12 protein-coding genes are annotated in these 14,823 nt (G+C 47.1%); 8 read left to right on the top strand and 4 right to left on the bottom strand.

Translation table 11 applies throughout. The annotated features are described in order from the left end of the window. Nucleotides 1–88 precede the first annotated feature (88 nt). Nucleotides 89–2,818 carry an AsmA family protein gene (locus GLV81_RS18050; RefSeq protein ID WP_157480274.1) on the bottom strand — a complete coding sequence of 910 codons (2,730 nt, stop codon included), beginning with the start codon at nt 2,816–2,818 and terminating at the stop codon, nt 89–91. Nucleotides 2,819–2,955: 137 nt separating this feature from the next. On the opposite strand from GLV81_RS18050, the gene GLV81_RS18045 reads away from it, so the two are divergent. Next, nucleotides 2,956–3,855, top strand: coding sequence for a diacylglycerol/lipid kinase family protein (locus GLV81_RS18045; RefSeq protein ID WP_197428743.1), 900 nt, complete (start codon nt 2,956–2,958; stop codon nt 3,853–3,855). Here the strand turns inward: GLV81_RS18045 and GLV81_RS18040 are convergent. Continuing rightward, complete coding sequence (locus GLV81_RS18040; RefSeq protein ID WP_157480270.1) at nt 3,836–6,109, bottom strand: hypothetical protein; 2,274 nt, start codon at nt 6,107–6,109, stop codon at nt 3,836–3,838. The two genes, GLV81_RS18045 and GLV81_RS18040, sit on opposite strands and share 20 nt — an antisense overlap. A gap of 34 nt (nt 6,110–6,143) precedes the next feature. Continuing rightward, nucleotides 6,144–7,229: a COX15/CtaA family protein gene (locus tag GLV81_RS18035; protein WP_157480268.1), complete on the bottom strand. Its 1,086-nt coding sequence runs from the start codon at nt 7,227–7,229 to the stop codon at nt 6,144–6,146. 125 nt (nt 7,230–7,354) lie between these two features. On the opposite strand from GLV81_RS18035, the gene GLV81_RS18030 reads away from it, so the two are divergent. The 6 genes from GLV81_RS18030 to GLV81_RS18010 all read left to right on the top strand — a co-directional run bounded on the left by GLV81_RS18030 (nt 7,355) and on the right by GLV81_RS18010 (nt 12,405). Further along, the gene (locus GLV81_RS18030; RefSeq protein WP_157480266.1) at nt 7,355–7,957 is read left to right on the top strand and encodes a ribonuclease HII; all 603 of its coding nucleotides are present in this window, start codon (nt 7,355–7,357) and stop codon (nt 7,955–7,957) included. A 62-nt stretch (nt 7,958–8,019) separates the two neighbouring features. After that, a complete protein-coding gene (gene pheS / locus GLV81_RS18025) occupies nt 8,020–9,045 on the top strand; it encodes a phenylalanine--tRNA ligase subunit alpha (protein ID WP_157480264.1) in 1,026 nt (341 codons plus the stop codon). Between the two features lie 264 nt (nt 9,046–9,309). After that, the gene (locus tag GLV81_RS18020) at nt 9,310–10,137 is read left to right on the top strand and encodes a Fic family protein (protein WP_197428742.1); all 828 of its coding nucleotides are present in this window, start codon (nt 9,310–9,312) and stop codon (nt 10,135–10,137) included. After that, the gene (locus GLV81_RS19645) at nt 10,134–10,361 is read left to right on the top strand and encodes a hypothetical protein (RefSeq protein ID WP_197428741.1); all 228 of its coding nucleotides are present in this window, start codon (nt 10,134–10,136) and stop codon (nt 10,359–10,361) included. Before GLV81_RS18020 ends, GLV81_RS19645 begins: the two co-directional genes overlap by 4 nt. Nucleotides 10,362–10,498: 137 nt before the next feature. Further along, nucleotides 10,499–11,233: a 3-hydroxyacyl-CoA dehydrogenase family protein gene (locus GLV81_RS18015; protein ID WP_246186111.1), complete on the top strand. Its 735-nt coding sequence runs from the start codon at nt 10,499–10,501 to the stop codon at nt 11,231–11,233. Between the two features lie 203 nt (nt 11,234–11,436). Then, a complete protein-coding gene (locus GLV81_RS18010) occupies nt 11,437–12,405 on the top strand; it encodes an NAD-dependent epimerase/dehydratase family protein (RefSeq protein WP_157480262.1) in 969 nt (322 codons plus the stop codon). A 255-nt stretch (nt 12,406–12,660) separates the two neighbouring features. Here GLV81_RS18010 and GLV81_RS18005 read toward each other — a convergent pair whose 3' ends face one another. Continuing rightward, nucleotides 12,661–13,605: a UDP-3-O-(3-hydroxymyristoyl)glucosamine N-acyltransferase gene (locus GLV81_RS18005; RefSeq protein WP_157480260.1), complete on the bottom strand. Its 945-nt coding sequence runs from the start codon at nt 13,603–13,605 to the stop codon at nt 12,661–12,663. A gap of 483 nt (nt 13,606–14,088) precedes the next feature. Here GLV81_RS18005 and GLV81_RS18000 point away from each other — a divergent pair, with 483 nt between their 5' ends. Next, nucleotides 14,089–14,769, top strand: a complete 681-nt coding sequence (locus GLV81_RS18000) for a histidine phosphatase family protein (protein WP_157480259.1) — start codon at nt 14,089–14,091, stop codon at nt 14,767–14,769. The last annotated feature ends 54 nt before the right edge of the window (nt 14,770–14,823 follow it).

Raw genomic sequence — 14,823 nt, 5'->3', positions numbered from 1 at the left:
TGTTTTGATTAAAGGTTGCAATAATACAAGTACAAGGTAGATGAAACTTCAGGCAAGAGGTTTAATTCTGCTACCTGTCGCATTGATTTTATTCCAGGTCTTCCTCATCAGTTTCTTCTTCCAGTTCATCGGCCTCTTTGCCCCGGCGCAGTTTTACCACCGGCTTGTCGCTGGTACCGGTAATGGTCATGGGTATGCCAATGATGCCGAAAGGTGGCAGGCCCAATCGAAACTTCAGGTTCATACGGCCATCCAGGGACACCTGTCCCTCGAATCGGGGTCGAAAGCCAAACACTTTCATTTTGGTGCGTTCGATGGTCATGATGTTGTTGGTAATGCTGCTCTTGATGACCACTGCTTTGATATTACCCTGGCTCAAACTATCCTTACCGGTCTTTCTGCTAATGGCACCCAAAATTTTTTGGCCTTTCACTTTCACATTTTCGAGTTTCAGGTAGCCACTGCCTTTGAGGCTCGGCATCACTGGGTACATGGTTTCGTTTAAACGGCCATCGAGTGCATAATCGAGAGATATCAGGCCCTGCACACCCTGCGCCGCACTGGCCATTTCACGAAACAGGGGTATTTCATCGTAGGCTTTTTTTACATCGAAAGAATCAGCTTTGAGCTTGGCGGTAAAGAGAGCACTCTTGCTGTGCTGTGGTGCATAGCTGCCTTCCATGTTTACTTTGGCACCGGCAATACTAAAGCGGGTTTGCCGCATATCGAGCTTGCCTTGCTGCAGTTGCAGCTGGCCACCAAAATGGCGGATGGTAGATTGGCCGTATACGATTTCATCTACCGCTGCATCGAACTGGAGACGCAGGTTGCGGGGCAGCATCACTACACCGGTGCTGGCTGTGGTGCTGTCTGCTGCAGCACTACTGTCGGCTGGCATGAGCTCCATAAAATCATCTATCACTAGTTTCTTGCTGCGTACACTTAGCTTGCCGGTAAGCGGACTACCCTGCAAATAGTAACCAATAAAATTGCTGGCGTATCCGCTCAGCATCATGCTGTTGCCACGGTATTGTATTTGTGTATTGCTGAGCCAGGCTTTTTCTCTGTCGAAACGCAGCGATGCTGTAGGCACTTCAAACGGATAGGGATAATCGCGGCTGCGCAATTGCCAGTTGATGGCTTCAAGTGTACCCTTGTTGTTGAGTGCCTGATACCGGCCTTCCATCAAATCCGTCTGTGTGCCCTGCAAGGCAAGATCCGCTTTCAGCATGCCTTTAAAACCATAGTCAGGAATGGCGAATACCTGATACAAGTTGCCGAGATTCAACGTTCCTTTTGCAGCAATGTTGTACGCCACATTATTGAGGTTGCGTAAATCTGCAGTGAGTGAAAATGGTTGTTGTTCAAACTGGAAGGAAACCGGTTTCAGCTGAATTTGTAAATCGTTGTACGTGCCACTTTGACCGTTAATAGCAACGTCGACATCCAAATTGGAAACCGGCTGTGGGTAGTAGCTGGTTTGTACAAAACCATTGCGCAGTGTAATGCTGGCATTGGTGGGAGGAAACAATTGTTTGTCGCCATCAAAACGACCATTGATATTGGCCTGCATGTTTAGCAGTCCTTTCAATTCCATATTGCTAAGGCCCAAAGCCTGGTCCAGCAACGATAAATCCAGTTGGCTGTTGAGCCGCCCTTTTACCATAGGCTTATGAATACCCTTGCTACTGAGGGTGAAAAAAGTAGGACTTCCTTGCAGCAAAAATTTCAATGAGTCAATACGCAGTTCCATGCTGTCTACATTCAACGAGGGTATGCTGAAATCGATGCCGGTATAAAAATGTTCTAGCGGGGCAGGTGCTGCTTTGTGTTGTATCAGTCCGTCATTCACCCACATGTGCATGTGCAGGTTGGGGGCCAGGTTTTGAGCAGCCCGGTATTTGCCTTCCAAATCCAGTTTGATTTGTGAACGGCCTTTGAATGTTGTACTGGCAAACCATTCGTTATACTCCGGTGGCAAGGCAGAAAAGATGTTGCCAAAATCGGTAGTACCCGATACCACATGCATGTCAATATCATAGCCATCATCTACAATGGTCATGCTGCCCGAAAAATCAACAGGTAGTTTGTTGATGAGGATATCGTTTTTAGCAAAACGAAAACTTAGCGATGAGGTATTGATACCGGTAATAAGCGCTGCCCGTAGCTGCTTGCGTTGTATGTAGGCAGTACCATCGTATATAAAGTCTACACTATCTGCCTGCAGTTCCGATTCCAGTTCAAACTGGCTGTGGGCAAAGTCGCCATTGCCTTCGTAGTTGAGGCCGTCCATACGCAGCAGCATGGGCAGCGATTGATCGTTGTAATACAGCTGACTGTTGCTGATAACAATGCCTTCAATATTGAGGTGTGCCGATGCCGTGTCGCTGCTATTGCTGGTAGCAGTGGTATCGCTTTTGTAAATATTGTAGTTGGCGTTGCCGTCTTTGTCTACCAAAATATTGAACCTGGAAGCATCTACATAAAACTTGTTGACTTCAATCGACTCTTTAAACAACGAAAACAGATTGATGCCCATAGCCAGCTCTTTGCCAGCCGCCAGCGTGTCTTTGGCAAAAGGCGCACTGCCTGTTAGTGAGTAGTCATACAAACTCAGTGTAAGGTTGGGAAAATGCCGGAAGAAAGACAACCGCACTTTTGAAAAGTTGAGTTCACCTTCAATACTTTGATTGGCCCAGCTTTTGATTTGTGTGGCTACTTTTTCGGGAAAGAGCATGGGCAGCACAAACATCAGTAGCAGCAATGAGCCTATACTGATACCTGTTATTTTTAGCCCTTTGATGAGGAATTTTTTCATGGGATGGTGGATGCAAGGTACATCGCATTTGTGAGCCGTGCAGCGATGGAGTTGAAGTGGAAAATTGACATTGTTTTCTGAATTGGCCCAACGCCCCGGGCTTACCTTTACCCGCCGTGCAGTAAATGAACAGTATTATGAGGCGTCGCTATTTTTTTGTCATCAACCCTAAAGCAGGAACCCGCTCCAAAGACGGGCTCGAAAAGTTCATACGACAGCAGGCCGATGCCGACGGAATTGATTACCATATTTTTCATACTTCGCCCAATACCAACGCATACTCATTGCAGCATTTGGCCGAAGAATTTGATGCAACAGATGTAATTGCCTGCGGTGGCGATGGTACGGTAAACATGGTGGCAGCAGCTGTACGCAATACCCGCATGAACCTCGGCATTATTCCGGTGGGTAGCGGCAACGGCTTGGGCAGAACGGCAGCACTGCCATTGAAACCGGCACAAGCATACGATGTGATTCGCCGCGGCAAAGTGGCCAAAACGGACAGCTTTAATGTGAACCGGCATTTTGCCTGCATGCTGGCGGGCATAGGTTTTGATGCGGCTGTGGCCGAAAAATTTTCGCACAGCAGCAAGCGGGGCCTCATGACCTACACCACCAAAACACTGGTGGAGTTTTTCAAAGCGCATCCGTATCAGTTTGAAGTGTGCATTGAAAATTTCTGCTTTTTCACCGATGCATTTTTTATCAGCGTGGCCAACAGCAATCAGTTTGGCAACAATGTAACCATTGCACCACTGGCCAGCATCAGCGATGGTTTGCTCGATATTGTGATTGTACAAAAAATGCCCAAGGCAGGTTTGCCTTTTGCATTGATGCGCCAGATAAGGGGCAACAATAAACTGCGTTCACTGGCCGAAACCATTGGCAAAAATCATGTGCTGTATTATCAGGCCAAAAGCATACAGGTACGCAACCTGCAGCTGGCGCCGCTGCACATCGATGGCGATCCGGTACAAACAGAAGAATCGCTTGATTTTACCATGCAGCAGGGCAGTATCAATTTGCTGGTGCCTTAGTGGCTTGCATGTTTTGCATGGCTTTGCGAATGCGTTGTACATGCCCGCTGTGCCGTATGCTCAGTACAATATCCTGCTGCTCACTTCTGGTAAGGTGAAAGCTCAATGACGCTGCACTTTGCTGATTGTTGGGCGTGTATTCAAACAGTACTCTTTCTATTAATCCGGGTTGTTGCTGTTGTAGCAATTCCAGTCGTTTCAGCTGGTCGTACTCCTGAAACCGAAACAAGTTGTTTTGGGTGAGCAAGGCCGGCTTGGTAACGAGGTCAAACATGTTGTTGCTTTCATACGGCATGTCCCAACCACCCTCGGGTTTATCCCGTATTTGCAGTATCAGCACTTTGCTGCAGTTGGCGTGCAGCCACTGCCGGAAAAACTGCATAAATCTGACAGCCGTTTCCAGGCCTGTGTTGTCTCTGAAACCAGCATCCATTACATCAATTACCGGCGAGGTAGGCATCCACACATTTGGCAGCACATAAGGGAATGTGGCGTTCATGCGCAGGGCAGATAAAAACCGCAGGCTATCGGATTGTTGTGCTTTAAAAAAGGAATGGAAGTCGATGCCATCGGGATAGAGCGGTTGCCCCGGCATTTGTGGTTTGGTAAAAAAGCGTACCGGATGATTGCTAAAGTACACCGTGCGGCCATCACGGGTAATCACGGCGTTTAAAACCATATGGGGCAGTTGGCCGCTGGCTTCTGCTGTTTTGTACGCCAGCATGGGTTTGTCGAGCCAGCCCATGGTGTTGCTGTTGAGCTTTTGCTCAAAAGCATACCCACGGTCTTTGATGTAACGCTGCCCGGCATACGAAAAGAATTGTGCAGGCGCCATTAAATCTCGTGTAACGAATGAAGAGAACAACGGATTGAGCAGGTCTTGCCACACAGCCGGCACCAGTTGTGCAGCGGCACTATCGCTGAGTATTTTCTGCTGGCGACGATGGTACAATTCCCGAATCCATGCAGCACCGAGCATGCCACCCGAAGCACCCGTCATGAGAAAAGTTTGGCGCAACAATTGTCCGCGACTGGCACTATCCAACTGCTGCAATACTTGCGAGGTAAAGGTTGCAGCCCGCATGCCGCCCCCACTGCTGGCTATGAGTATCATCACGGGTTTGTCGGTGCCTTGTTGTTGTTTCCAGTTGTTGAGTAGCTGTATGTATTGTAAAGAATCGGCGGAAATGTGTTTGGCATCGCTGGCTTGCATCAATGCCTGCTCGTTGTAAGCGGCATGAGTGGTATCGTTGTAGGCAATGCCATACGCTTTGTTGCGGGGGTCAAATATGTTTTGCTGGTATAGGTAGTTAAATCCAAGAAACAGCAAACCCAACACCGGCAGCGACCAGGTGCCCATGAAATAAGAAAACCCACCTACCAAAGCAATGAGGATGGCAAAGAAAACCATGATGCTACCGGCAGCAGGGAGTTGCAAATAGGCATTGTCTTGCAAAAAACCAGCTACTACCAGCAAGGCAAACACCAGCATGATGGAAAAGATGGCGGCTAAGTGATGCTGACTGAAAATGCGTTCGAGAAAAGCATCGTCGTAGTGCGACACATTGCGTGGCTGCCGCAACCGCAGCGTGGCCGAAAAATACCAGTCTACCCGAATGCGCTGCTTATTGCGTCGCCTAAAATTGTGGAGGCGGTGTTTCTTTACCGCCAGTGTTTCTTTGGCTTGCGGCGTAAGGCGTTTGTAAATGGTTTTATCGGCACCAAAGAAGTACAAAAAACTAATCAGCAACACCAAAATAAGACCGGCTAAAAACCCACCCGACAAGGCCAAAATATTAGCAGTAGTCAACAACTCTTGTGTACGAGTAAACTCAATGGCCTGCACCAAATAGAATACAATAAACAGCAGTGGCAGTATGGCATTGTTGATGCAATACTTCAGAAAAGGCTGTGCGGTGGCCGCTAAAAATTTAAACTCCCGGCTGTGTAAAATAAAGGTGGTAATGTTCCAGCACATCAGAAAAACAGCAAAGCCGCAGCCCACCCAAAAAGTGCCAACGGCATTGACTTTTCCCAAATACTCCGGATACAAAAAGAGCATGTGGGCACCAAACTTATTCATGAAAGAACCACCCACGGTGGCAAACAAAATGTACCAGATCAACAACAGTGCCTGATACTTTTTGAAGTGCAGCAAAAACAACTGTACCGGCAATGAAAACCAGGTACCGAGTGCATAGCGTCTCAGCTTTTTTTTAGCGGTGTGTCTGGTGGGTATGGTTGTAGTTGTCATGTTTGTACTTCCTTACACACAAAGACAACCAGCGTTATGCATGTGCTGCCTTGCGTATGCCGCTGGTAAGGTACAGCATCCGCACCATTGCCAGCAGCAAGAGCATGCCGGTGAGCTGGTGCAGCTGAGCCAACCACTCAAAAGTACCCCAGCTATTGGGCACAATGCCTTTGCTGCTGAGCACGGTAAAAATACCGAGCAGCACCTGCACCAATACAAGTACCATGGGCCACCACGATTGGCGGCGCAGCAATCCATACTGGCGGCTGGCCTTCCAGCCAAACCATACAATCAATATAAACAGTAAGTAAGCCAAACCCCGATGCACAAAGTGCACCATAATTTTATTGTCAATGAAATTGAGCCAGCCATGATCGGCTTTGTACAAGCCCGGCGGTTGTACTAAATACCCATTGATATCGGGCCAGGTGGCAGCAGCCGTAGCCGCTTTGTGCCCGGCCATAAGGGCACCGTAAATCAACTGCAGGGTAAGCACGGCTATAATGTACAATGCAGCTTTTTGTAACGCCCGGCAATTGGTGCGGTGTTTTTCTTCCACACTTAGCTGTAGCGCAAACCAATACACATAGCTCAGCAGGCCCAGTGCAAAAATGAAATGCAATGCCAGCCGGGTGGGCTTTACATACACGGCATCGCCTTCGAGACCACTGGCCACCATAATCCAGCCTACCAACCCCTGCAGCGCACCGAGCACAAACAAAATCACCAATGGGCGAATGATGTTTTTTTCAAATTGCTTTTTTACCAAAAAGTAAACGAAGCCTGCGGCAAACACTACGCCAATGAGGCGGGCCCACAAACGGTGAAACCATTCCCAGAAAAAAATGAATTTGAAATCACTCACATCGAAATCGGTATTGAGCAAGCGAAACTGTGGCGTGGCCTTGTACTTGTCGAACTCCTGCAGCCAGGCAGCTTCGTTGAGTGGCGGCAGGGCGCCGGTTACCACATCCCATTCGGTAATGCTGAGGCCACTACCCGTAAGGCGGGTAATGCCGCCGAGGGCAATTTGAATGATGGTCATGCCGAGGCCTATCATGAGCCAACGGTACACGGCTTTGTTGTTGTTGTGCTGCAACTCTTGCTCTAATACTGACATATACTGAGTAAAACAAATTCGGGCAAAAGTAGTTCTATTAACACAAGGCCATTTTGCAATAATGCGCATGGACAAATGATGATGCCTTTGCACATTGACAACGCATTGCCCATTACTTTTAACCCGTGTTGCTCCCGTATCATCAGCCAGACATTGTGGAAGCCGGCATCGACGAAGCCGGCCGTGGTTGCTATGCCGGGCCTGTGTTTGCGGCCGCAGTTATTTTGCCGCCAGGCTTTGCCCACCCCTTGCTCAACGACAGCAAGAAGCTGAAAGAAAAAGACCGCAACCTGCTGCGCCCCATTATAGAGCAGGAGGCGCTGGCCTGGAGTGTGCAAATGATGGACCAAACCGTGATAGACAACATCAACATTTTGCAGGCCACCTACCGGGCTATGCATGCGGCGGTGGCTGCATTAGCGGTGGCGCCACAACTGCTGTTGGTAGATGGCAATCGTTTTACACCTTACCCCGGTATACCGCACCAATGTTTTGTAAAAGGCGATGGTACTTATGCCAGCATTGCCGCCGCCAGCATACTGGCCAAAACCCACCGCGATGCCTACATGCTGGCCTTGCACCAAGACTTTCCGCAGTACAACTGGGCCAGCAACAAGGGTTATGGCACCGCAGATCATCGGCAGGCCATTGCCAGCCACGGCTTGTGCATCCACCACCGCAAGAGTTTCAATATTGTACCGGTGCAGCTGCCCCTCTTTGGCCGCTAACGAAATCGGGCTGCGTTCTGCGGCTGTTTCCCGCTGGCGACTGCTTATCTTTGCCGCCACCTATGACAGACATTTTAGCACAAATAGCGCAACATCAGGCCGATATAGCCGCTGCCGAAGCGCCCAACGCCGAGGCACTGGAAGCATTCCGTATTCAATACCTCGGTACCAAGGGGTTGGTAAAAACCCTGATGGGCGAAATGAAAAATGTGCCCAACGAGCAGAAGCGGGAGTTTGGCCAAATATTGAATGCCTTTAAACTGGCTGCCGAAGAACGATTCGAAACACTGAAAGCGGCACTGGAAAGCAATACTGAGTTTAGCTTCGATTACGATATCAGTCTGCCCGGCGATCCGCTGCCACTGGGTAGCCGCCACCCCATCAGCATGGTGCGCAACCGCATTGTCGATATTTTCAAGCGGCTCGGTTTTGCCGTAGCTGAAGGCCCTGAAATTGAAGACGACTGGCACAACTTTGGTGCCCTCAACCTGCCCGAAGATCATCCGGCCAGAGACATGCAGGATACGTTCTACATCAGCCAGGACCCAGCGTGGTTGCTGCGTACGCATACCAGCAACGTGCAGATTCGGGAAATGGAAAAGGGCAAGCTGCCCATCCGCCTGATTATGCCTGGCAAAGTATACCGCAACGAAACCATCAGTGCCCGTGCACACTGCTTCTTTCATCAGGTAGAAGGATTGTATGTAGCCGAAAACGTGAGCTTCGCCGACCTGAAACAAACGCTTTACTTCTTTGTGAAAGAGATGTTTGGGCAGGATGTGAAAGTGCGTTTCCGCCCCAGCTATTTTCCCTTTACCGAGCCCAGTGCCGAAATGGACATCAGCTGCCTCATTTGTGGTGGCAAGGGCTGTAACGTGTGTAAGCACACCGGTTGGGTAGAAATTTTGGGTTGCGGTATGGTGCATCCCAATGTGTTGCAAAACTGCGGCATCGATCCTAACAAGTACACCGGCTTTGCCTTTGGTATGGGTATCGAACGCATTACCATGCTCAAGTATCAGGTAAAAGACCTGCGCCTGTTCAGCGAAAACGATGTGCGTTTTTTACGACAGTTTACAGGAGCGTAAATACAAGTTTGACGAGTTTGAAAGTTCCAGTGTTCACGGGTGGTGGGCACTGGAATTTTTTTGTTTTGAACCACCAAGGCGCAAAGGCACACAAGGAGCACAAAGGCGGATAAAACATTGCGATAGTTGGTTGCCTGATCAACAAATTGAACCAAGCATTGCTACCATCGGCTGCCTTTATTAAGTAAAGAATTTGGCTATTTATGGATATGTTTTAGGATAATAGAAGTTTATTTGGCTACTTTTGGATATAAATATGGATAAGTGCTCAATATCAATAGCCTGCATATTACCCCGGAATTACTGGCACTTATAGCTGCAATAGATGAGTTTAAAGGTGCCTGGAAAGCCATAGGCCGACTGGCGCCTGAAAAGCTCCAACGCATGCAAAAGGTGGCTACAATTGAAAGCATTGGCAGTAGTACCCGTATAGAAGGAAGTAAACTGAGTGATGCAGAAGTGGAGCGTTTGTTGCTGAACATACAAATTCAACAGTTTGATAGCAGAGATGAGCAAGAAGTAGCTGGCTATAGCGGTGTGATGCAAACCATTTTTGAACACTATCAACATATGGATTTGTCCGAAAGCCTGATAAAGCACTTGCACCGCGATTTGCTCAGGTATAGCACAAAGGATGAATGGCACCGCGGCAATTACAAACAATTACCCAATCATGTAGAAGCATTTGATGCAACTGGTAAAAGCATAGGTATCGTTTTTGAAACCGCTGGTCCTTTTGATACAGCACCGCGAATGCAACAACTTATACAGTTGAGCAATGAGCTATTGAGTAAACAGTTGCTACATCCTGTTCTGGTCAATGCTATTTTTACAGTAGAGTTTTTGGCTATTCATCCGTTTCAGGATGGCAACGGAAGATTGAGCAGAATACTCACCAACTTGCTGCTGTTACAATCGGGTTATCTGTATACGCCTTACAGCTCACTTGAAGCCGTAATTGAGCAACAAAAGCAAGCATACTATGTAGCACTCCGGCAAACACAAAATAATATCACATCAGCCTCTCCAAATTGGCAACCTTGGATATTGTTTTTTTGCGGGCTTTACGTTTACAGCAGCAAAACTTGTTGAATAAAATTGAACAAGAACAAATGCTAATGGCTAAGCTGCCGGCACTTTCATTGCAAATATTAGAATTGGCAAAAAACCGTGGCAGAATTACCATTGGAGAGATCAACAATTTATTGCCCGAGGCAAACAGATCAACTATTAAAAAACATCTGGCGGCATTGGTTGCCCAACAATACTTACACTCATACGGGGTAGGCAAAGGAACCAGTTATGGATTGGTATAATTTTTAAAGGAAAGAAATGCCCACATCACAGATACAAACGATTTGCATTTGCGGAGCCGGTACCATGGGTAGTGGCATTGCACAGGTAGCAAGCGCAGGCAGGTTTTCGTACCATACAGTACGATGTACAAACCAGCATGCTCGACAAAAGTAAGGCTGCCATTGCGGCAAGTTTGCAACAACTGGTAGTCAAACAGAAGCTCACAACAGAAGCAGCACAAGCAGTACAAGACCGCTTGCTGTTTACCAACAACATCGCCGATTGTAAAGCCGATGTGGTGATTGAAGCCATTGTAGAAAAACGAGCTATTAAACTGGCGCTGTTTCAGCAGCTGGCTACCGTGAACAATTCGCTATGCATTTTTGCCAGCAACACTTCTTCGCTTTCGATATCTGAATTGCAAGAGCAGGTTGTTCATCCCGAACGTTTTGCCGGCATGCATTTTTTCAACCCTGCTACCCACATGAAGTTGGTGGAAGTGGTGAAAGGAAAACAAACCGCACAGCATGTGGTAGATGCGTTGTATACCTTAGCCAAAACCATGGGCAAAGTGCCCGTGCATTGCAATGATGCGCCGGGTTTCATTGTTAATCATATAGCACGGCCTTACTATTTGGAAGCCATGCGGCTTGTAGAGAGCGGCGCCGCCAGCATGGAACAGGTAGATGCAGTGATGGAAGCCACCGGCTTTAAAATGGGCCCTTTCAAACTCATGGATCTCATCGGTCTCGACATCAACTACAGCGTCAGCGAAATAGTGTGGGAAGCTTTGGGTAAACCCGAAAGGTTGACGCCTGCTGCCATGCAAAAAGCAAAAGTGGATGCCGGCGAACTGGGCCGCAAAACGGGCAAGGGATTTTATACTTATTGAAACACGAATGGATTCTAATATTCACGAATGACACGAATTATGGAGTAAGTGTTTCGTTTCTCAAATCACTCAGCATTTGGCCCTTTTTCGAGTAGAACCTTTTACAACTAAATATTCCTAAGATTGAGTTTCAATTATCCAGTCTTACCAACCTCCCAACTTACTAACCTCAAACATCATCTTTCCTTCTTTAATATTGCAGCATGGTTTTAGTTACCGGCGGTACCGGCCTGTTGGGTACACATCTTATTTTGGCGTTGCATCGCAAAGGCATTGCTGTAAAAGCATTGTACAGAAATCAGATACCCGATGTGGTAAAGGACAAAGCCAACTGGATACAGTGCGATATACTGGATGTTATTGGTTTGGAAGAAGCCATGCAAGGGGTAGCGCAGGTGTATCATGTAGCAGGTTTTGTGAGCTTTAAGCCAGAAGACAAAATGCTGCTGCACAAAATGAATGTGGAAGGAACGGCCAACGTGGTAAATGCTTGCCTGGAAGCTGGTGTACATAAATTGGTGCACGTAAGCAGTGTGGCTGCATTGGGCCGCATTCGAAAAGATGCCGTGATTAATGAAAGCATGCACTGGACGGAAGACACCAGCAACAGCGAATACGGCAAAAGCAAATACTTGGGCGAACTGGAAGTGTGGCGGGCCGTGGGTGAAGGGTTGAATGCCGTTGCGGTGAATCCCACTATCATCATTGGCGAACATGGCGATTGGAGCAAAGGCTCGATGCAAATTTTTCAAACCTTGCACAATGGCTTCCCTTATTACAGCATGGGCCAAACAGGTTTCGTAGATGCTGATGATGTGGCTACAGCCATGATACAATTGATGGACAGCGATATCAGCGGACAGCGTTTTATCATCAGCGCAGAAAACCTTTGCTACCGCGATTTCTTTTACATGATTGCCGATGCTTTTGGCAAGCCGCGACCTACACAAATGATTACGCCTTTTAAAGCGGCCATTGCGTGGCGGTTGTACAAAATCAAAGGATGGTTGACGGGAAAAAGTCCGCTGGTAACCAAAGAAACAGCAGCTACCAGTTTGGCAGTCTCCAACTTCGACAACAGCAAACTATTGAAAGCACTACCCGATTTCCGCTACGGAAAAATTGATGCTGCCGTGCAGCGGATATGCAAGCACTTGTCGGGAGGACGATGATTTGCCAATTGGATAGTTAGCTAATGTGCTAATGGCCGTACTTTAATGAGCTAGCTTTTTACACCCGTGAAAATCCGTCTCATCCTTTTTATCCGCGTCCCATTTTTCGCACAGCATTTATTTGCCTTCGGCAAATGAATGTATTCGCACAGAGGACACGGAGAGCACAGAGGAATGGTGATTCATCTGTGAAAATCTTGTATTCATCAATACAATCCGCGTCCTATTGATTTGCCTTCGCGTTGAAAACAATTATTACTTGTTCTTCACCTTCTCCCAAATTTCAGGGATGCGTTTTACCCATACCAGTTCTTTGCGTTTCACTTGTGCTTCTACCACCGGCGTACCCCAATACGTTTTGCCACCTTCAATGGAAGAAGGCACGCCGCTTTGTGCCAACACATTGGCACCATCACCAATGTGCAATGTTTTGCTCACACCAACCTGGCCCCACAAATTCACGCCATTACCAATAGTAGTAGCACCCGCTATGCCCACCTGTGCGGCAATGATGCAGTTCTGTCCAATCACTACATCATGACCAACTTGTACGAGGTTATCAAGTTTGGTACCACGACCAATGCGTGTATCATGTGTCACGCCTTTATCAATACAACAATTGGCACCAATTTCTACATCATCTTCCAGCACAACGCGGCCACAGCTTTTCATTTTTTTATACCACACGACACGGTCACGTTTGCTGTTGTAGTAAAACGCATCAGCACCCAATGTGGTACCAGCATGAACGACTACATTGTCGCCAATCTCGGTGTAATCATAAATGGTTACGTTAGGATGAATAATGCAGTTGCGGCCAATGCGAACATGATGCCCGATAAACACACCCGGCATAATGGTTGTGCCTTTACCAATAACAGCAGTGTTGCTTATCATTTCAGTAGCCGGCACAAATGGGCGGAAGTGTGACACGATGGTTAAGTACGCTTCAAAAGGTTGATCGCATACCAGCAGTGTTTTGCCATACGCATTGTCTACTGCTTTGTTGATGATGATAAATGATGCATCACTTTTCAAACAGGTATCGTAGTACTTTGGATGATCTACAAAACACAAATCGCCAGTTTCCACTTTGTGTATTTCGTTGATGCCTGTAATGCTGGCTTGTGCGTCACCAATCACTTGAGCGTGTATCAAATCGGCAATCCATTGAGTGCTGACAGGTTGAGGAAATTTCATAAACGACTTGTTTGTTTGCAAATGAAGTACAATGGCCGAAACACCTGTGTTGATGCAGCTTTCCGCCGATGACGGTCAAAAGTAAACACTTCCTTTTGTATGCCCGTCATTCAGCCATGCATTACAACAATTGATTCACTTGTTGGTTTCATACATGCACGTTATCTTCACCATTCTTCCCCCTTTTTACATCGTTGTACAGCCTTTTGAAATTCACAGTTACAAACAAAGTGTGAATAACTATGCACTGCCAAATTTTCAGATACGCATACTTAGTATTTAATATTGTGTCGGGAAATACTTATCCCAGTACTTACTAACCCATTGTTGGAAAATCCTCCGATTCTTCGGAGGATTTCTTTTGCATAATACTTCCGTTTTACATCTTCTTTTATCAGCTGCTATTCCACAATGCAATCTTGATTTCAGCTACATTTGAAGCAACAGCATATGCTGTAAAAAGTGTATTCGTAAACTGTTTGCATGAGACCACACAGAATCATATTGGTACGTCATGGTGAATCGGAAGGCAACTTCGATCGCAACACCTATGCACAAAAACAGGATTACAAATTACTGCTGACACCATTGGGTGAACAGCAGGCTGATGAAGCAGGTAAAAAGCTACAAGCATTGATTGGTGATGAACGCATTTTGTTTTACGTATCACCCTTGTGGCGTACCCGCATGACCTTCGAACACATTGCCAAACATTTTGATAAGTCGCAGTATCGGTGGAAAGAAGATCCTCGTTTGCGGGAGCAAGAGTGGGGCCACTTTCGTGATTTGAAAGCCAACATTCAGATAGATGATGAACGCAACAAGTTTGGTACTTTTTACTATCGCATCAAAGACGGTGAAAGTTGTGCCGATGTGTACGACCGGGTCAGCGATTTCATGCACAGCATGTACCGCGATTTTGAAAAACCCAAGTTTCCGCAAAATGCTGTCATCGTTTCGCATGGCATGACGGTGCGTTTGTTTCTGATGCGGTGGTTTCACTGGACGGTGGAAGAATTTGAAACACTCCGCAACCCGAAGAATGCCGAAATCATCATCATGGAGCAAGATGAGCTCACCGGCAAATACAAACTGGTGTCTGAGCTCAAGCGGAAAAATATCCGCCCCGATGACGAGTACAAGTGGCACATCATTGGTCGCTAAGCAGCAATCATTTGTAGCTGCTTTATCGTCACATACTATTCCAACGCATTGTAA

The sequence above is a fragment of the Phnomibacter ginsenosidimutans genome (assembly GCF_009740285.1).
Lineage (GTDB): Bacteria > Bacteroidota > Bacteroidia > Chitinophagales > Chitinophagaceae > Phnomibacter > Phnomibacter ginsenosidimutans.
The sequence above is the reverse complement of the archived record's forward strand: the minus strand, read 5'-3'. Positions and strand labels throughout refer to the sequence as shown.

Excerpts from the sequence above, each read along its gene's own strand:
- GLV81_RS18050 (WP_157480274.1), bottom strand. The coding sequence starts at position 2,818 with ATGAAAAAATTCCTCATCAAAGGGCTAAAAATAACAGGTATCAGTATA.
- GLV81_RS18040 (WP_157480270.1), bottom strand. The coding sequence starts at position 6,109 with ATGACAACTACAACCATACCCACCAGACACACCGCTAAAAAAAAGCTG.
- GLV81_RS18015 (WP_246186111.1), top strand. The coding sequence starts at position 10,499 with ATGCTCGACAAAAGTAAGGCTGCCATTGCGGCAAGTTTGCAACAACTG.
- GLV81_RS18045 (WP_197428743.1), top strand. The coding sequence starts at position 2,956 with ATGAGGCGTCGCTATTTTTTTGTCATCAACCCTAAAGCAGGAACCCGC.
- GLV81_RS18005 (WP_157480260.1), bottom strand. The coding sequence starts at position 13,605 with ATGAAATTTCCTCAACCTGTCAGCACTCAATGGATTGCCGATTTGATA.
- GLV81_RS18010 (WP_157480262.1), top strand. The coding sequence starts at position 11,437 with ATGGTTTTAGTTACCGGCGGTACCGGCCTGTTGGGTACACATCTTATT.
- pheS (WP_157480264.1), top strand. The coding sequence starts at position 8,020 with ATGACAGACATTTTAGCACAAATAGCGCAACATCAGGCCGATATAGCC.
- GLV81_RS18000 (WP_157480259.1), top strand. The coding sequence starts at position 14,089 with ATGAGACCACACAGAATCATATTGGTACGTCATGGTGAATCGGAAGGC.
- GLV81_RS18035 (WP_157480268.1), bottom strand. The coding sequence starts at position 7,229 with ATGTCAGTATTAGAGCAAGAGTTGCAGCACAACAACAACAAAGCCGTG.